The following is a 17645-nucleotide window of genomic DNA, read 5'->3' as shown; positions in this document are numbered from 1 at the left end:
TTCGGCGGCCATAGCGAGAGGGAAACGCCTGGTTACATTCCGAACCCAGAAGCTAAGCCTCTCAGCGCCGATGGTACTGCAGGGGGGACCCTGTGGGAGAGTAGGACACCGCCGGACTCCTTTTAACAAAAAGGGCCACCCAACGCTGGGTGGCCCTTTTTGCATTCATGGTCACGAGCTGGCTGCTCACACAACAAAGGCCACCCAAGCGGGTGGCCTTTCGTCGTTTCAGGGGGTAGCTATTCGACCATGAGGTCGTCGACGCCGTAGTCGTCGTCAAGCTGCACGTAGATCACGAGGTCTGGATAGTTGTTCTCCGCAATGAACTCGAGCGTCACGACGCCATCGGTGAACACCGCAATGCCGATGAGCTCCATGTCGCCGGCCAGCTTGCGGTAGTCCTCCTCCGCGATCTCGCGCTCCTCCTCCGCGAACGCGGAGTCGGTTAGCTCACGCACGACCTCCTCCTCGATCGCCTCGAGCTTCTCGGCGCTCAGGCCGTCGAGCGCCTTGTCGGCGATGGTGCGCAGCTCAGCCTCATCGGTCGTGAGGTTGTCGTCTTCATCCATCCAGCGCAGCGCGACGCTCTGGCCGGTCGGCAGCAGAATCAGCGCCACCGGGTCTTGGTCTTCGTCGAGGTGAAAGTCGCTGATGTCAGCCATGTTTGCTCCAATGAATCGGGTACCCCTCAACGCTACGGCAGGAGTGGGGGTATCGGGTTCTCCCAGGGGCTCCACGGGATAATGGAACCATGTCTGCTTCGTCGCGGTTCCGTTCCGTTTTCGTGGGTGCTGCTGTCGTGCTGCTCGCAACCCTGGGCTTTGCGTCGCCTGCCGCCGCGCACGACGCGCTGAGTGGTTCCGACCCTGCCACCGGCACCAGTGTCGAAGTGGCCCCAGCGCAGATCACGCTGACCTTCACGGCAGACCTCATGCCCGACGGCGCCGAAGCGCAGGTGTTCGCGAGCGCTGACCCCGTTGCGGCATCGCAAGCGGGCGAGCGAGACTGGGCGGCAGGTGACGCAGTCGTCGACGGCATGAGCCTCATCATTCCGCTGCAGGAGGGCCTGCCCGTCGGCACCTACTCGGTCAACTGGCGCGTCGTCTCCAGCGACGGACACGCCATCTCGACGTCGAGCGCTGAGATCATCAGCTTTACCGTCACGCAGGGCGTGCCGGCCGTTGACCCGGTGCCCACGGCTGAGCCCACACCGGAGGCAACCACGGCTCCCGCGGCGACGGCAACGCCTGACGCGACGCCGTCGCCTGAAGCCACGACCGGCGCCGATGAACTTCCGGGTGTCTCACCGATCGTGATCTGGGCACTCGTGATCGGCGGCGTGATCCTGGTGGCGCTCCTGGCCGTGATCGTACGGTTTGCGCGCCGTTCTTAGTACCTATGCACTTGCCGCGAGAATGCCTCGCGGCGACGGCTTCGTGTTGACAGTGCGGGCGTGGTTCCGTAATTTGAAGGTACACAACCTGGCGAAGTGAAGGCTGACGACTGAACTCAACAGGATGTGACGCTCCTTCATCGCAGCTTTCGTTGCCATGAAGGGTAAGGGGGAGCAGGTTCGCTGTCGTATACCGACGACGGTCATTGCTGGCACCCGAGCCCGGAGCACGAGGCCCGGCAGGGGAACCCGCACTTGATCACGATCCCCCTCACGTCGATGAGGTGCTTCCCCTGCTGGGTCTATGACGGTGTTACTACGCGGGGCGTCTTAATCAGTACGCCCGCGACGAGGAACGTCACGGCCGCGATCGGAGCCGCCACCGAGAAGAATTCGGTGCCGAGTTCGAGCGGCCAGAATGGGTTCCACAGCACGGCAATCACCGCCATGATCGGCAGCCACCACCACTGCTTGCCCTGAAACGCATACCAGCCGACGATGACCGCGAAGATCTCGACAACGAAACGCGTGACGAGCGGCCATTCGCCCGCGACGAGCAACGGCGACACGAACAGGTACGCCGCGACGATCAGGCTCGGGGCGAGGGCGTTGCGCTGATAGGGGGGAAGGTCGGATGCCGCAGGCATGTCACGTCACTTTCTCGTGGACTCAGCTGGGCGAGTCCAGGTACCACTTTCCCTCAATCTTACGCAGGGCGAAGACGCTGGTTTGCCCGTGAAAGATGTCGCCATTGATGTCTTCGACCGCAATCGTGGCGGTGTCGCCGGTGACGGTCGCTTTGTCGATAGTCACCTCGGTAATGCCCTCAGCCTCTAGCTGCGGGGCCAGCGTGTCACTCAAGATTGCGATGCTGTCGACGCACGCCGACCAGTCGGGGTCGTCAGACGTGACGATTTCACCTTCCCGGAGGCTCAAGCCACACACCGTTTCGCCGTCGCCGGCGATCATGCCGTTCATGAAGCTCTCCGCGGCAGCAATGACAGCGTCTTCTTCACTTGTTCCGCTACACGCAGCCAGGCTCAGCGCCAGAGCGGCGATCGTGCTCGCGGTCAGTAGCTTCTTCATCATGATTCCTTGATAACACGTTGCGGTGGCAGCGCGCTGGGGGGTGGCGCGGAACCAGGGGCCGCGGTGCGAAAGTGCGGAGACGAAAAAGGGGCGGCTTCCGTTCGGAAACCGCCCCTTCAGAGTGTCTTAGCCTGCGAACGACTCTTCGCCGAGGTACCAGTCACCGTTGACCTTGGTCATGGTCAGCGACTCTTCGCCGCCCAGAGCGCCAGCGCCCTTTGCCGTGACCGTAGCGGAGTCACCATCGATGACGACCTTGGTGACCTCGATCTTCTCGACTCCGGCCTCCTCCATGGCATCCTTGAACATGTCGCCCATGCCGTCGTACGTCGTGGTGCACAGGTCGTACGTGGTTGCGTCATCCTTCATCGGGGTCTCCGCGTCGACGAGCATGACGTCGCACGCTGCTTCGCCGTCGCCAGCGATCAGACCGTCGAAGAACTGCTCAAAGCGGTCGGCAACCTTGCCTTCTTCGCCGCCGCCAACGCCGCCGCCGCCCGAGCAGGCTGCGAGGCCAAGTGAGAGAGCTGCGACTGCACCGAGTGCCATCAGTTTGCGCTTCATAATTTCTCCTGGTGTAGGTGGAACCTGTATCCAGGGGTGTGCGCACGCGCGCACAAGTTCGTCCCCCTCGTCGCGAGCGTCCCTCCTCACGACTTGCACTTATTCTATGACCCACACCCGACATCACCATATTTCTCGGGCCTCTCTCGGCGAATACTCCGCGAACGTTCTACGGTGAACTGTGCAGATTTCAGCAGCGGACCCGAGGTTCCGGCCCCTTCCTGATGCCGTGCGTGAGCTGTCAGCCGACGTGCGCGCATTCGATGCGGCCCTGGCCGCGCGGGTGTCGACGGACTACCTCGATCATGGCTACTGGGTCGATCTTGAGGTCGACAAACGCTGGCTCGTGATCGGTGACAACGGGGCCGGCGATCACTGGCTGCTGGGCCCCGATGGCGAGGTGTGGTTCTTTGACCACAACTACGGTGAGCGCGCGGCCCTCCTGTTTGAGCCGCTTGAGATCTCAGTCACGGAGTGGCTCATGATGGCGCACCTGCTCGGGCGCACCGAAAACGCGGCTGCGTTCGACCCCGACCGACTTGCCGCCGCGATTGACGCCATTTCTCCGGGGCTGGCCGAGCGGTGGCCCTACGAGTTGCCCGTGGACTGAGGCGGAATCAAGGGGCGGTTACGCTCCGATGGCGCGGCGCCAATAGCCGAGGAGTAGCGCGCCGGCTTCGTCATGAATGAAGCCGTCGATCGTGAGCACCTGATACTGCCGCTCGAGCATTCCGTCAGCCGGACGCACATCGACGTGCGCGACGCTCATGCCGGCCGCGTGCACATAGTCGGCCATCTTGTAGTCGCTGCGCGAGTCGCCGACGCTGCGCCACTCGCGCGGCAGGTCGCCGAGGCTGGCGAAGTATTCGATTGCGCGCTCGGCACCGCGATCTTTGTCGAGCAGTACTGACTCGATGTCGGTCGAAATGATCGTCGGGTCGATACGAAACGGCGTCGCGCCGTCGGCATCGGCCACCGACTGGTCGCCGTACGTGAGTCCGACGCCGAGGCCGGTGAGCAGTTCGAACGCGGCCTGCTGAAACGCGGCCTGCTGAGCGTGGTATTCGTCGCTCGAGACATCGGTGCGCTGCTCAACCGAAATCATGGCGCGCTTGGTCTCATCAAAGAACATCGTGTCGCTGAAGCGCGCGGCGACGAGCTCGCGAACTCCGGCAATAGCTTCGGCCGAGAACGCGACGGACTCGTCGACGACGGACTCGCTCATGCCGTCGGCGTCGACGCGTGCCCACGCGCCGCCCTTTTCGAAGACGCCAAACATGCGGGCACCCGGAGCGCTGAGGGCATCGCCGAGACCGGCAGCCCACAGTGGGGCGATGACCTGCTCGGCGATGAACGCGTCGGAGCGGCCCGTGATGAAAGCGACCGGAACTCCGGCCGCGGTGAGTGCGACGAGGTCGTCGATGATGCTCGGGATCGCGATGGAGCGGGTGATGGGGCTCGCGATGGGGCCGTCCACGTCAAGCAGAAAACCGATCTCAGCGGGAGATGCGGCGGGCGAGGGCGTCTCAGCGTTGCGTTCCATGACGCCAGCCTACGTGCCCAGCCGCAGCCCATGGTTCCGCCCCTATGCTCGAAGAAACGGAAAGGACCCTGCATGACGACGGTAGATGTTGGCCCCCTGATTCTTGGCGGAAACGTGTTCGGCTGGACGGCTGATCGCAACGACAGTTTTGCCGTGCTCGACGCGTTTGTCGCGGCCGGTGGCCGTGCGATTGACACCGCCGACGTCTACAGCGATTGGGTGCCCGGGCACACCGGTGGCGAGAGCGAGACGATCATTGGTGAGTGGCTGGCCGCTCGTCCGGGTGTGCGCGAAAAGCTCAACATCGGTACGAAGGTGTTCATGCACTCGGCTCGTCCGGGGCTTGCGCCGGCGAACATTCGCGCGGCGATCGACGACTCCCTGCGTCGCCTGCAGACCGACTACGTCGACATCTACTACGCGCACCGCGACGACCACGACGTCGAGCAGGCGGATTACCTTGCTGCGTTCGACGGGCTCGTGCGCGAAGGCAAGGTGCGGGCGATCGGTATTTCGCAGTTCAGCGCCGAGCGCATCGCGTCGGCCGTGAGCATCACGCAGGCCGAAAACCTCACGCCGATCACGTACTCGCAAGACGAGTACAACCTGGTGTCGCGGGCGATCGAGCACGGGTCGCTCCCGGTGATTGCCGACGCCGGCATCGTCGAGGTGCCGTTCTTCTCGCTCGCCGCTGGCTTCTTGACCGGCAAGTACCGCCCGGGTCACGCGGTCGAGTCGGCACGCCTCAACCGCGTCAACCCGCACCTCGAGAACCCGCGCTCGGTCGCCGTGCTCGACCTGCTCGATGACATTGCCGCCGCACACGCCGTGCCGGTCGCCGCTGTGAGCCTCGCATGGCTGCGCGCCCAGCCGGCCGTTGCCGCTCCGCTTGCGTCAGCTCGCACCGTCGAGCAGCTGAGCGCGCTCGTCGCGTCGTTCGAGCTGGAACTCAGCGACGCCGAGGTGGAGACCCTGTCGGCAGCCACGGCACCGGTCGCGGCCTAGCTGTAGCTCAAGCGCCCGCCCCGCAATGAGCGGGCGGGCGCTTTTGCGCGCGCCCCCGTCGTTCCGTTTTCGTGCGCACCCCGCGGTTCCGCTTTTGCGCGCGCCCCCCGTGGTTCCGTTTGCGCGCGCCCCCCGTGGTTCCTGTTCCGCGCTCACAGCCACCCCATTGTTCCGTACCCGTGGTTCCGCGCCGCGCGCACAACGACCGTTTTGCACGACTCAAATTGGTATGCACGCAGAATGTGCCTCATCAGTCAATCCAGCCTCAGGAGTCACACCCGTGCGTGCATAACGGTTGTTGAGGTGGTGCAGGGGCCGGAACCACGGGGCTGGGCGCCGGAGTTCCGGAACCACGGGGCCGGCACCGAGAAAAACTACGCGTGGGTGCGGATGCGGGGAATGCCGGTGAGGGGGTCGATGGGGCGGCGGTGCACGCCGTCGGCGTTCTCGACCGGGTAGCCCTCGCGCACCCAGTATTCGAATCCGCCGATCATTTCGCGCACGCGATACCCCAGGCGTGCGAACTCGAGCGCACCCTTGGCGCCGGCATTGCAACCGGGGCTCCAGCAATACACGACGACATCGGCGTCGGCCGGAATCTCCTTCGGCGCCCGCTCGGCAATCTCCGAATAGTGCATGTGCACGGCACCGGCGACGCGACCCTGGGCGAACGCTTCGGCCGAACGTACGTCAATCACGATGACGTTCTCACCCGCGCCGCGCGCTGCGTGCACGTCGCTGGCATCGGTCTCGAACTCGAGCTTGGCGGTGAAGTAGTCTGCGCGTTCCATGATTCCTCCGATGTCGGTATGCCGCCAGGATAGTCACCACGCGTGACTGACGTCGATCTCCAGGTCATCGCCGTTAATAGTGAACGTGCCGTTGACCGCGAACACGATCTCCTCGGGCTGCGGATTCGGCACCGCCGTCGTGGGATTACGCACGATCGTGATCGTCGCGTCGTCAGTTGAGAAACCGAAATCGTCGTCGTCAAACCACGCGAGTTCAGACACCTGCACGGTTAGCTCGAGCGACGCGAGGTTCGTGTTCTTCACTTTGGTGGGGCAGTCGTAGTGCATGTTCGTCGGAACCTCGGTGCACGCCGTCACAAAGTCATGCACTTGGGCGAGAATCTCGTCCTTCACGGTGTCTGCCAGCGACGCTTTGAGGCTCACGTAGCCATCGAGCCCCGGCGGAACGACGAGCATGTCTTCGTCGCCAGCCAGATAGACACTGTCGGTTGTGAGGGAGACGGGGTAGATCGCCGGGTACATCCCGTACCGCCCGGTGAACCCATCAAACTGGGCGGCGAGAGTGTGCTCCTCACCCGCGATCGTGACGTTCGGCGAGCCCACTGCCCACACCTCCACCGGCGACACGAGCGGAGAGTCAATGACCCACGTCTTCAAGAGCCCAAACTCCGCTTCACCCGTCGACACCTGAATGTTCGTGGTGTAGGTCGCGTCACCGAGCATGATCTCGGCGGTGACGATACCCGAATCGTCGTGCACTTCACTCGTCACCTCGCCCACGACGATGTGCTCGACACCCTCCGCATTGAACACGTCGTTGGTGGCCAGCGGGTGGTTTCCGGGAGGAATCGGAACCATCGCCGTCGCCGCCTCCGCATCACCGTTGGCGAGCAAGGCGAGATACTCCTTGACCACGCCCTCCGGCCCGCGACTCGCATTGACCACCGCGAGAGCGACCGCGGCGCCCGCGATGAGAACGCCGACAACGCCGATTGAAATCCCCGTGCCGATGAGTGCACGCTTCGCGCGACGAGACATCGGCGCTCGCGGCGGAAGCGGGGGAGCCGGAACCATGGGTGCGGGCTGCGCGTACATCTGGGTGCTGGCGGGCTGCGCTGGAGCAGCGTCGGCCGGGCCGAGTGCGCCGAAAGCCGCGACTCCGGCACCCGTGGTTCCGCTAGCGAAGCCACCACCCATGGTTCCGCCAGCGAAGCCACCACCCATGGTTCCGCCACGGCCCGCGAAGCCGCCACCCGCAGGTGCGTAGCCGTTTACCCAGTTTTGCGCGGTGCGCGTGCCGACCAGAAAGCTGAAGAAGCGGGGGTTCAGTGTGTAGATGACGCGCGGCATGACTTCGGCGAGCAGCGACACCACGAGGGCGAAGGCCGCGATGAGGAGTGACGACGAGAAGGTGAGGCCGATCCATGCCGTGAGACTGAATCCGGACGAGCTCGTCGAGCCGTGCACGTTGAGCATCGAGCTCATCGCCCCACCCAGCGTCACCGCACCGAGCGTGTAGGTGAAGGCGATGCTCAGCACGAACATGCCGACCGGGAGTTGCCACACGCGGCCTGCCGTGAACGTAGCCGCGCGACCGCGGCGGGCACCGATAAAGACGCTGAGGTACAGCAAAACCAGCATCGTGATGGCGATGAGGAGTGCGGAGTAGCCGCCGATGAGATCCCACGCCATCAGCGGGCCCGAGGCGGAGAACGGGCTTGCGACCTGACCGAACTGTCCGAGTGCTGCGGCATACGCGGCGAGGTTGAGGCCGTATGGCAGCCACAAGAACGCGGCCGGTTCACCCTCGGTGATGCTGCCAATGATCAGCACGATCAGGGCAATGACCGCCAGAACGCCGACCAGAATTGCCGAGTACCAGAGGGGTTCGCGCACGATCGCGGCTGCGCGCCCCCACCGCGACGCACCGCGGAGCCGCATGCGCGCGATAAAGGTTGCCGCGGCTACCGTCAGCCAAACAGTCACGAGCACGCCGACGAGTGGCGGCGAAATGAGCAGGACGGTGTTGCCGAGACGTCCGAAAATTGCGAGGAACAGCGCGACGAGCGCGGCCGGCACGCCCTCGATCACCGAGCGCACCACGAGCGCGCCGATCGGCCCGGCCCGGCCTGTCTCGCGCCGCATCACGCGCCGCGTCACCGCATAGACGGCGGCACCGACTGCGGCGACGGTTCCGAGACTCGCGACGCTCACACTGCCGCTGAACGACGCCGAACCCTCAGACACCGTGCCACCGCCGAGCACGATGCCGAACGCCAGCAACAGCTGCTGCACAACCGAAATGCCGCGCGCAATGAACTGGGTGATGTCATTCGCCATTGCGAGCAGCGCGCCGCCCATCACAAACCCAACGACCAACACGATGCCGACAGCCAGCGCCGGAACCTGCCACGAGGTTCCGATCTTCTGGAGCTCCAGCGCCACCGGGCTCGGCGCAATCGGGCGCGCGGAGCCGGGAGGAACGGGCGCTGGCGGCATGCCGGGCTGTGCGAACGGAACCTGGGGCTGGTGCTGCGGCTGCGGCTGTGGCTGCTGTTGGGGGTACGGCTGTTGCGGGTACGGGTTGGACGCGTGCGGGTAGCCGGAACCACCGGGCGCGGTGGGAAACGCGGGCGACGACGCGGGTGGCACGGGAGGCGGCGGGAGCACCGGCCCGGCCGAACCGGGAGTAGCGGGGCGCGGCTGCTCGGGCGGTGGCGCATCCGTTTCTGGCGTTGTCATGCTCGTTCCCCCTTCGGAGCCCCGACATACTCCATGCGGGGAGGCGCCTTTGTTAGACCGTAGTGGCTAGGGCCCGCCGCAGAACAGCACAATTTGGCATCGGTGGCACGAAAAGTGAGCACCCGAAAATCCATGTGAGCATCTGCTCAGGTGCGGGGGCATAGCCTTGAGAGGTGACGAACGAGAACGCTGCCGCCGCAGCCGGTGCCACCGACCCCTCCCCGACCGAGGGTGCCGAGCCGCTCGCAGACGTAGAAACCGCGACGGAGACGGCGACCGAAACCGAGACGCTGACGCGCAAGTTGCGTCGTTCGCGCACGCTCAACATCATCCTGGGTGCGGCCGCAGCCTTCCTCCTCGTCGTCGCGATCGCGCAGCCGTTGTCGCAGCAGAACCCGGCCATGAACCCCGACGCTGGCAAGAACCCGGCTCCGACCGAAACCACCGACGGCGCACAGCCCGAAGAGACAGTTGACCCGAACCGCCCGGTGCTCGCTGACCAGCTCGCCAAGGCTGACCCCAACGACCCGATGGCCTACGGTGACGTTGACGCGCCGCTCACCGTGATCGAGTGGACCGACTACCGCTGCCCGTTCTGCGCCAAGTTCACCAACGACACCATGCCGGTGCTGCTCGAGGAATACGTCGACAAGGGCCTCGTGCGCTACGAAGTGCGCGACGTTTCGTTCTTCGGTGACGAGTCGACCGCCGCTGCCGTCGCCGCTCGCGCTGCTGGCAACCAGGGCAAGTTCGCCGAGTACTTCGAAGCGCTGTACGCCGCTGCACCGCAGTCGGGCCACCCCGATATGCCGCGCGAAAAGCTCATCGCGTTCGCCGAAGAGGCCGGTGTGCCTGACATCGCCCAGTTCACGAAGGATCTCGACGACCCCGCACTCGCGCAGGCCGTTGCGAACTCGACAACCGAGGCTCAGCAGCTCGGCGTCACCGCGGTTCCGTTCTTCGTCGTCGGCGGCACGTACTTCTCGGGTGCACAGCCCATTGAGACGTTCCACAAGGTGTTCACCGAGCAGCTCGAGCTCGTCAAGTAAGCATGGAACTCGGCTTCGCGGGAGCATTTATCGGCGGCGTGCTGACGCTGCTGAGCCCGTGCTCGGTGCTCCTGCTGCCAGCCTTCTTCTCGTACGCGTTCGGTTCGCCGACGCGCATCGCGGGGCGCACCGGCGTCTTCTATCTCGGACTCATCACCACCCTGGTTCCGCTCGGCGTGCTCGCCGGCACCCTCGGCGTCTTCATCAATACCCACCGCAATGCGTTCGTATTTTGGGCATCGATTCTGGTGATCATTTTTGGTCTGATTCAGCTGATCGGCATTCCGCTGCCGTTCTTGAGCCGGTCGGCAGCGGGGGAGGGAACCACGACGCTGTCGGTTTACCTGCTCGGCACCGTCTATGGCATCGCTGGCGTATGTGCCGGGCCGCTGCTCGGAGCGACACTGACGGTCGCAGCGCTCAGCTCGAGCACGCTGTACGGCGGACTCATCATGGCAATCTTCGCGGCGGGCATGACCCTGCCGTTGCTCGTCATCGCGCTGATCTGGACGAGCGTGCCCGCGATCCGCAACATTCTCAAGCCGCGCGAACTCGTCATCGGTAGGTGGCGCAACGCGTGGACCAACATCATTGGCGGCCTGCTCATGATCGGCATGGGAATCCTGCTGATTCTGACGCAGGGCACCGCGGGTCTGCCAAGCATTCTCGGCGCCGATGACCAGGCCGCGATCGAAGAGAGCGCGATGAACGCCACCGCTGGTGTTTCTGACATTGTCGCGATCATCGTGGCCGTTGTGATTCTGGGCGGCGTGGCCGCGCTGTTGACGTGGCGCACGCGCCGTCTCGCGAAGCAGAAGAGCTGACAGCTATCCACAAACCGACGGCCATGACGCGCGCCGCCGCGGCCGCGCTGGTACCGTGCGCGTATGACGAATACTTCGCCGGGGCAGCCACTTCGTGACTATCGCATTCACCGTTACGTGAACGCGTTTTGTCCGATCTGCCACGAAGAAGAGCCCGATCGGCCGCTCAGCGACGTGGCGCGACTGTCGGGCTGGCTGGCTGTTGAGGGCGACACCGTCTACCTCGAACGCGGGTGCGAGAAGCACGGTTTGATCCGCACGATGTACGACGAATCCGCCGAGATTTTGAGCTACCTCGAGGAGTGGACTGCCCCCACCAAGGTGCACGTTCCTGACGTGCGCGGCAATTTCAAGCCGGTGCCAAGCGCCTACCTTGATGGCCTCCCCGAAATGCAGACGCAGCACACCTGCATCCTGCTCGAAGACCTCACCGACCACTGCAACCTGCGCTGCCCGACGTGCTTTGCCGAGTCGGGCCCGGCGGCGTCAGCCGTCGCGCCGCTCGCCGAAGTTCTCGCCTCTGTCGACGCGCGGCTCGCTCGCGAAAACAACCGCATCGACGTGCTCATGCTCTCCGGCGGTGAGCCCACGCTGTACCCCTGGCTTGAGCAACTCGTTGAGCAGCTTGTTGCCCGCCCCGTCGTGCGCATCCTCATCAACTCGAACGGCCTGCGCATCGCGAATGACGACGAGTTCGTCGCCTTCTTGAAGAAGCACCGCGAGCGGGTAGAGATTTACCTGCAGTACGACGGAACCTCGGCTGAGGCTTCGAAGTTTCACCGCGGTGCCGACATTCGCCGGTTTAAAGAGCGAGCGATCGAACGACTGAGCGCTGCCGGGGTTTTCATGACGCTCACGATGACCGCGGCCAAGGGTGCTAACGACGGCGAAATCGGCGAGGTCATTCGCGTCGCGCAGGCGACCCCCTATGTGGGTGGCGTCACGATCCAGCCGGTTTTTGGTTCCGGTCGCAACTCCGGCATCGACCCCAACGATCGCCTCACCCACACCGGTGTGCTCACGCGCCTTGAGCCGCAAACCAACGGTGAGATCACGTGGCGCGACCTCACCGCGTTGCCGTGCTCGCACCCGCACTGCTGCTCGGTCGGGTACTTCTTGAAGGACGATTCGGCCGAGTGGCGCTCGCTGACCTCGCTCATCGGGCACGACAAGCTCAAGCAGTTTCTCGACCTTGAGCCCGACATGATCGCCAACCGCATCGCCGACAGCTCGATCAACGCGTCGATGAAAGAGGCGGTGAAGAACTCGCTGCTTGACCTGTTTAGTGAGCAGTCGAGCCTGTCGCACCCGTCGATGTCATCGATTTGGCGCGACATTTGCGTCAATTGCGACATCGGCATCGGAACCTTGACGGCGTTGGCAACGACCGTGATGCCCGGGCAACACAAGCGGTTGCGCAAGATGCTCGGCGAGCGCATTCTGCGCATTACGGTGAAGCCGTTTATGGACATCAACACGATGATCGAAGAGCGTCTCACGCAGTGCTGTGTGCACGTCGCGACGGTCAACGACGACACCGCTGCGCACCAGTGCGCGCCGTTCTGCGCAGTGCAGGCGTGGGCGCCGCTGTCGCGCCAGCGCATTTCGACCGCGACGGCACGCAACGCGGCTCCGGTGGGGTTGGGGCCGGTGATTAGTGTGCGGGATTCTGGCGCTTCGGGTGGTCGCGCGGATGCCGGGCGTGTGGCGGCGAAGCGCGTTGGCGCGCAGGCGCGCGGTACCGATGCTGTGACCGACATCGGTGAGCCGGTGGGTGCGCATGACTGAGACGCCGCACGTTCGCCAATATGACGAGTCGGTCGGGCTGCCGTTCGACCCGCTCAAGCTGTGCGTTTTCGCGACGATTGCCGCGATCGCGGCGCTCACCGGGCCGATCGCGGTGCTGGTGTTCGCCCTGGTCGCGATTGGTGGCTACCGCCGGGCGCGCGCGGCAGGGCTATTGCGTTCACGGTGCAAACTCGGTGACACCCGCCTCGTGCTGACGTATTTGGTGGTGCTCGCGGTGGTGGCTGCCGCAGCGATTCCGTTCTGGGTGTGGGGCGTCGTGAACATCGTGGGAGGGTGGTTCAGCTGACATGTTTCCCACGATCGACACCCTGCTCGGCTTCGGCCCGCCTATTGACACGCACTCGGCGTTCGTCATGCTGGGGCTCATTGCCGCGGGGGTCATCTACTGGTGGGAACTGCGCCGCCGCCAAGTGAAAGACCCGCGCATGCCCTGGCTCGTGATCGGTGCGCTCGCCGGTGGCAGCATCATGGCGCGCCTCGGAACCTGGGTGCAGCACCTCGACTTCTCGCAAAACCTGCCGTTCACCGAACACATGATCCGCGGCAACGCATCGATTCTCAGCGGTCTCGTCGGCGCATGGCTCGGCGTGCACATCGCGAAAAAGATCGTCGGATACCGCGAACGCACCGGTGACTACTTCGCGCCTGCCGTCTGCGCCGCGCTGATTCTCGGCCGCATCGGGTGCCTGCTCACTGAAAACCCGGGTGCACCGACCCGCGGCGGTTGGGGCATCGTGCTCACGCCCGAACAGGCGGAGTACACCCACTCGGTCGCGGGCGTTGGCCTGCACCCCTCGTTCGTCTACGAAATCGCGTTTCATATCGTCGCGTTCGTCGTGATGTGGTTTTGGCTTCGTCGCTCCCGCCTCGCGCCGGGGGAGATGCTGACCGTCTACATCGGCGCCTACGCGGTGTTCCGCTTCTTTGTCGAGTTCGTGCGTGCCAATGAGGTCGCCTTCCTCGGCCTCACCCGCCCGCAAATGTTCTTGATCGTGACGATTCCGCTCTTTGCCGCACGCCTCATCTGGCTCGCCCGCCGGGGCCGCCTCCTGGTTCCGCGCGCCGCCCTCGTTGCTCCACCCGCCCTGAAAGGATCCGTGTGATGACGCCGCCGAATGACGAACCGAAGCCTGGCGACCTCCCGGAGGAGGGAGCGGAGTCGACGGAACCATTGGCTGCGGCTGATGGTTCGGCGAACGATGCGCCGATTGTTGCGCCGCCGAGTGTGGGGGAGACGCTGGGTACGCCGTATGCGCCGGTGCACCCCGGAAACCCCGGCGGCCCTGTCTCCGGACCACCGGTTCCGCCCGGCCCCGGATACGGCGCACCCCTCCCGCCCGGCGCGTACCCCGGGGCGAACGGCAGCTCGCCGTATGGCCCGCCCGCACCGGGAAGCTACCCCTATGGTTCCGGCGGCTACCAGCCAGGAATGATGCCGCCGGAGGTCGAAGACAATCGCCCCGGAATGGGGTGGGGCATCCTCGGAGGCTTTGTCGTCGTTCTGTTGTGTGTGCTGGTTGTCGCACTGAGTAGTGGGTGGGGGGCCCGGGCTGACGCGTGGTTTGTGGGGGTCACGCTCGCGTTTGCGATCGTGCCGATCGTGGCCACGATCCTCGTGATTCCCTTTCAGACGCGCAAGATTGGGCAGGGGCTATTTATCGTCCTCGGAGCGCTTCCGTTGATCTGGTTCGGCGTGTGCGTCGGAGCCTTGAGCTCGTATTAGTGGCGCGATGTCGCGTGTGACCGCGTGTTTCTGTGAAATAAACGCAAGGCAACGATTACGTCACCTTCGTCATAATTCATTTTCACGAGCGCGCGAAACCACTAAGTTGGTCACACAATCCCAACACAGGCTTGTCGAGTGGCGAGCCCGAAAGAACGGCAAAGAATGAGCAGCACCACCGGAACCGTCAAGTGGTTCAACTCCGAGAAGGGCTTCGGCTTCATCTCACCGGACGAGGGCGGCGCTGACGTCTTCGCACACTACTCGGCGATCCAGACGTCGGGCTACCGCACGCTGGAAGACAACCAGCGCGTCGCTTTCGACGTCGCCCAGGGCCCCAAGGGTCTGCAGGCAGAGAACATCACGGTTCTCTAATTCGATGACGAATTCGGCCCTCACGCCTCCGGCGTGGGGGCCTTCGCCGTAGCCGCACTCACCGCCTAGGCGCGGCGGCCGCGGGCGTAGTTCGCGAGGGCCTCGGCGTCTTCGGCGTGACGGATGGCTCGGCGCACGGCGTCGAGCGCGGCGACGGCATCTTCGGCGCTGCGTGACGCCGCGAGGGCGTCATTCGCTTCAGTCAATCGCACGCGCGCGTCGGCGCTCGAACCCTGCATCACGACGGCTTCGGCGTGAGCGATCGTGCGACGTGCGGTAGACATCGTCGCCGGCAACGCATTGCGCGCGCCCTCGATGCGATCGCGCGCGGTGCGGGCGTTGCCCAGAGCGAGGTCGAGCCGGTCACGAATGCGGGAAATCTCTGTGATCACGGCGGTCGGTTCGCGGTCAGCGCGCGGTTCAATCTTCTCGACAGATGCCAGCGCCCGATCGAGTTCTTCGCCCACGCGCTCGGCGGCGTCGGCAGGCACCGTCTTTTGTAGCGCGACACCCTTCGCAATGTCGGCACGCATGCTCGAGAGCTCGCTGGCCACCGCGATGCTCGCGTCGATTACGCCACGGTGGGCCTGATCGGCGGCAAGAGACGCCGACTCCGCAGCGCGCAAGTACTTCTCGCCCGCGGCAAGGTTGGCCATGACCGACTTGGCGGGCTTGTCGACGTTCTCTTCGGCACGCGCGATGGCGCGGTCGGCCTCGGTCAGCGCCTTCTCGAGGGCGTCGTTCGCGTCCTTCACCGGCGCCCACTCCGCGTCGTCAAACTGTTCCGCGAGGTCGCGTTCGAGCGCCGTGGGGTCGCCCAAGCCAGCGACAATCTCGGTGAGACGCTCACGGGCCGCAGCCACCTGAGCTGGGGCGTCAGCGTTCGCTGTCAGCCACTTTTGGTGTTCCAGTTGTGCGTTCTCGAGCTTCAGCAGCGCGCGGTTCGCAAGATCGCCGACGTGCCGGGCTTCGCGCACGGCGCCGGGGTGCGTCTCTTTACGATCAAGTGCCTGCTGGTATCGCACAAAGGCATCATCGCGCGCGTTCGCGGCATAGGCTCGGGCGGCGGCCAGGGTTCGCGGTGCCGTGCCGCCGTACAGTGCACCCGAGAGGCCGAGCTCAATGTCGCTCTCCTCGATCGCGGTGTCGAGGCGCAACAGTGCCTGCCCCGTGTGCGTCCACGTCACTTCACGGCGTGCGCGCGCTCGCGGTGTGCGACGAAACCCACGAATTGCAAGCCCCACCACCAGGCACAGCACACCCGTGGTTCCGAAGACCACAACCCACGGCAGCCACTCCATCGTTAGACCGTCAGCAGGAGGTTTCGGAGTTCGGTTGCCGTCGTCGCCGTGGCGATGGAGCCATCACCCTCGTGCGGGTGGCTGAAGCCCCACGTCACGTGGATCACGGGTACGCCGGCGGCGGCGCCACCCTCGACGTCGTGGTGACGGTCGCCGATGAGCACGGGCCGCGAAATGTCAGCGCCGGCGTCTTCGAGACGCTTCAGCGCTTCGCGCACGACGTCAGCCTTGGTCGCACGCTGCAATCCGTCGTCGGTCGCGCCGACCATCGCGACGAAGTCGCCGCTGATGTCGAAGGCGTGGGCGAGCGGAACCACTTGGCTCTCCGGCTTGGAGCTGGCGATCGCCTGCGGCACGCCGGCCGCTGCCACCTCGCCGAGCAGATCGACGACACCGTCATAGACCCGAGTGCCCGCACTCATGTCGTTCAAGTTGTGCAGCGAGCGGTAGAAATCAACCGCGGTGCGTGCTTCTTGGGGCGTGAGATCGGCGTTGTTTTGGAAAGACTCGAGCATCGGCGGGCCAATCCAGTCGATCAGGTCATCCCGCGTGGGTGCGGGCTTGCCGAGTTGATCGAACGTCACCTTCAGGCGCTGCAAAATGCCTTCGGACGCGTCGATGATGGTTCCGTCCATGTCCCACAAAATGCAGGACCACTGCGATGCTCCAGTCACCCTGCCACCCTATCGGGCGTTGCGCCGGAGTGAGCCGGTCTGTGTCTCAGAGATACGGTACGACGATGTCGGAACCGTGACGTTCGGGGTCCTTAGAACAGCGTCGGGGCTCCGGAGTCGACGCCCTTCATGGCGTCGTAGTCGAGCGTGAGGCACGTTATGCCGCGGTCAGTTGCGAGGGTGCGGGCCTGCGGGGCGAAAGCCTGCGCGGCCAGCACGCCACGAACGGGTGCGAGCACCGGGTCGCGGTTGAGAAGCTCGAGATAACGCGTGATCTGCTCGACCGCGTCGATGCCAGCGCGGCGCTTAACCTCGACAGCGATGTGGGTTCCGTCGGCCGCACGAACCATGTGGTCAACGGGGCCGATCGCCGTCATGTATTCACGGCGAACCAGGCTTGCCCCCTCTTCGACGAGTTCAACCTGCTCGGCGAGCAAGCGCTGCAGGTCGGCCTCAACGCCGTCTTTCTGCAGACCCGGGTCAATGCCGAGGTCGTGGTTGGAGTCGTGAATCATTTCGTAGATGCGCACGGTCAGTGCATCACCTGACTTCTTGTGCACGACGCGCCAACGTTCGACAACGCCCTGCGACTGGTCGTCTTCGTCGAGTTCTTCGACGGCGAGCGAACACGGCGGGCTCATCCAGTTGAGCGGCTTGTACGAGCCGCCATCGGAGTGCACCAGAAGGGATCCATCGCCCTTGTGCACCAGGAGGCGCGTAGCCTCCGGAAGGTGCGCATTCAAACGGCCGGTGTAATCAACGCTGCAGCGGGCAATAACAAGACGCACCCGAAGAGCTTACT

At 64.7% G+C, this 17645-nt stretch carries 20 protein-coding genes and 1 rRNA gene; 11 read left to right on the top strand and 10 right to left on the bottom strand.

Annotation, left to right across the window (positions count from 1 at the left end; genetic code table 11):
* Positions 1-117: ribosomal RNA gene (rrf, locus tag ACQUSY_RS03410) — 5S ribosomal RNA — on the top strand.
* A 122-nt stretch (positions 118-239) separates the two neighbouring features.
* Here the strand turns inward: rrf and ACQUSY_RS03405 are convergent.
* Positions 240-662, bottom strand: a complete 423-nt coding sequence (locus ACQUSY_RS03405; RefSeq protein ID WP_428903106.1) for a hypothetical protein — start codon at positions 660-662, stop codon at positions 240-242.
* 89 nt (positions 663-751) lie between these two features.
* Here ACQUSY_RS03405 and ACQUSY_RS03400 point away from each other — a divergent pair, with 89 nt between their 5' ends.
* Positions 752-1393 carry a copper resistance CopC family protein gene (locus ACQUSY_RS03400; protein WP_428903105.1) on the top strand — a complete coding sequence of 214 codons (642 nt, stop codon included), beginning with the start codon at positions 752-754 and terminating at the stop codon, positions 1391-1393.
* 302 nt (positions 1394-1695) lie between these two features.
* Here the strand turns inward: ACQUSY_RS03400 and ACQUSY_RS03395 are convergent, their stop codons facing one another.
* The 3 genes from ACQUSY_RS03395 to ACQUSY_RS03385 all read right to left on the bottom strand — a co-directional run bounded on the left by ACQUSY_RS03395 (position 1696) and on the right by ACQUSY_RS03385 (position 3046).
* Positions 1696-2040, bottom strand: coding sequence for a DUF6804 family protein (locus ACQUSY_RS03395; protein ID WP_428903104.1), 345 nt, complete (start codon positions 2038-2040; stop codon positions 1696-1698).
* 22 nt (positions 2041-2062) lie between these two features.
* Positions 2063-2482, bottom strand: coding sequence for a nuclear transport factor 2 family protein (locus ACQUSY_RS03390; RefSeq protein ID WP_428903103.1), 420 nt, complete (start codon positions 2480-2482; stop codon positions 2063-2065).
* Positions 2483-2608: 126 nt separating this feature from the next.
* Entirely contained in the window at positions 2609-3046 is a 438-nt protein-coding gene (locus tag ACQUSY_RS03385; RefSeq protein WP_428903102.1) for a nuclear transport factor 2 family protein, read from the bottom strand.
* Between the two features lie 181 nt (positions 3047-3227).
* Here ACQUSY_RS03385 and ACQUSY_RS03380 point away from each other — a divergent pair, with 181 nt between their 5' ends.
* Positions 3228-3656 (top strand): SMI1/KNR4 family protein, encoded by a 429-nt coding sequence (locus ACQUSY_RS03380; protein WP_428903101.1) that lies wholly within the window; start codon positions 3228-3230, stop codon positions 3654-3656.
* A gap of 18 nt (positions 3657-3674) precedes the next feature.
* On the opposite strand, the gene ACQUSY_RS03375 is transcribed toward ACQUSY_RS03380, so the two are convergent.
* Entirely contained in the window at positions 3675-4589 is a 915-nt protein-coding gene (locus tag ACQUSY_RS03375) for a hypothetical protein (protein ID WP_428903100.1), read from the bottom strand.
* A 72-nt stretch (positions 4590-4661) separates the two neighbouring features.
* Here ACQUSY_RS03375 and ACQUSY_RS03370 point away from each other — a divergent pair, with 72 nt between their 5' ends.
* Positions 4662-5594 (top strand): aldo/keto reductase, encoded by a 933-nt coding sequence (locus ACQUSY_RS03370; protein WP_428903099.1) that lies wholly within the window; start codon positions 4662-4664, stop codon positions 5592-5594.
* 374 nt (positions 5595-5968) lie between these two features.
* Here ACQUSY_RS03370 and ACQUSY_RS03365 read toward each other — a convergent pair whose 3' ends face one another.
* Both ACQUSY_RS03365 and ACQUSY_RS03360 read right to left on the bottom strand, forming a co-directional pair.
* Positions 5969-6385, bottom strand: coding sequence for a rhodanese-like domain-containing protein (locus tag ACQUSY_RS03365; protein WP_428903098.1), 417 nt, complete (start codon positions 6383-6385; stop codon positions 5969-5971).
* Between the two features lie 33 nt (positions 6386-6418).
* On the bottom strand, positions 6419-9088 hold the full coding sequence (locus ACQUSY_RS03360; protein WP_428903097.1) for a hypothetical protein: 2670 nt from the start codon (positions 9086-9088) through the stop codon (positions 6419-6421).
* A gap of 173 nt (positions 9089-9261) precedes the next feature.
* Between ACQUSY_RS03360 and ACQUSY_RS03355 the strand changes: the two genes are divergently transcribed.
* The 7 genes from ACQUSY_RS03355 (at position 9262) to ACQUSY_RS03325 (ending at position 14868) form a co-directional block, all read left to right on the top strand.
* Complete coding sequence (locus tag ACQUSY_RS03355) at positions 9262-10137, top strand: DsbA family protein (RefSeq protein ID WP_428903096.1); 876 nt, start codon at positions 9262-9264, stop codon at positions 10135-10137.
* Between the two features lie 2 nt (positions 10138-10139).
* Positions 10140-10961, top strand: a complete 822-nt coding sequence (locus ACQUSY_RS03350) for a cytochrome c biogenesis CcdA family protein (RefSeq protein WP_428903095.1) — start codon at positions 10140-10142, stop codon at positions 10959-10961.
* Between the two features lie 63 nt (positions 10962-11024).
* Positions 11025-12749 carry a radical SAM protein gene (locus ACQUSY_RS03345; protein WP_428903094.1) on the top strand — a complete coding sequence of 575 codons (1725 nt, stop codon included), beginning with the start codon at positions 11025-11027 and terminating at the stop codon, positions 12747-12749.
* Positions 12742-13056 (top strand): hypothetical protein, encoded by a 315-nt coding sequence (locus ACQUSY_RS03340; RefSeq protein WP_428903093.1) that lies wholly within the window; start codon positions 12742-12744, stop codon positions 13054-13056. Before ACQUSY_RS03345 ends, ACQUSY_RS03340 begins: the two co-directional genes overlap by 8 nt.
* Position 13057: 1 nt before the next feature.
* Positions 13058-13873 carry a prolipoprotein diacylglyceryl transferase gene (locus ACQUSY_RS03335; protein ID WP_428903092.1) on the top strand — a complete coding sequence of 272 codons (816 nt, stop codon included), beginning with the start codon at positions 13058-13060 and terminating at the stop codon, positions 13871-13873.
* Positions 13873-14493: a hypothetical protein gene (locus ACQUSY_RS03330; protein ID WP_428903091.1), complete on the top strand. Its 621-nt coding sequence runs from the start codon at positions 13873-13875 to the stop codon at positions 14491-14493. The genes ACQUSY_RS03335 and ACQUSY_RS03330 overlap by 1 nt, the downstream gene beginning before the upstream one ends.
* 165 nt (positions 14494-14658) lie before the next feature.
* Positions 14659-14868: a cold-shock protein gene (locus ACQUSY_RS03325; protein ID WP_147826681.1), complete on the top strand. Its 210-nt coding sequence runs from the start codon at positions 14659-14661 to the stop codon at positions 14866-14868.
* Positions 14869-14933: 65 nt separating this feature from the next.
* Here ACQUSY_RS03325 and ACQUSY_RS03320 read toward each other — a convergent pair whose 3' ends face one another.
* From ACQUSY_RS03320 to nucS, 3 genes are all read right to left on the bottom strand, one after another.
* The gene (locus ACQUSY_RS03320) at positions 14934-16169 is read right to left on the bottom strand and encodes a hypothetical protein (RefSeq protein ID WP_428903090.1); all 1236 of its coding nucleotides are present in this window, start codon (positions 16167-16169) and stop codon (positions 14934-14936) included.
* A gap of 2 nt (positions 16170-16171) precedes the next feature.
* The gene (locus ACQUSY_RS03315) at positions 16172-16843 is read right to left on the bottom strand and encodes an HAD hydrolase-like protein (protein ID WP_428903089.1); all 672 of its coding nucleotides are present in this window, start codon (positions 16841-16843) and stop codon (positions 16172-16174) included.
* A gap of 92 nt (positions 16844-16935) precedes the next feature.
* Positions 16936-17631, bottom strand: a complete 696-nt coding sequence (gene nucS / locus ACQUSY_RS03310; RefSeq protein WP_428903088.1) for an endonuclease NucS — start codon at positions 17629-17631, stop codon at positions 16936-16938.
* Positions 17632-17645 lie beyond the last annotated feature (14 nt).

Origin of the sequence: Microbacterium daqui (genome assembly GCF_050408675.1) — a bacterium.
In the GTDB taxonomy this organism is placed as follows: Bacteria; Actinomycetota; Actinomycetes; order Actinomycetales; family Microbacteriaceae; genus Microbacterium.
Note: the sequence above shows the minus strand (reverse complement) of the source record. Positions and strands in the feature narration are given on the sequence as shown.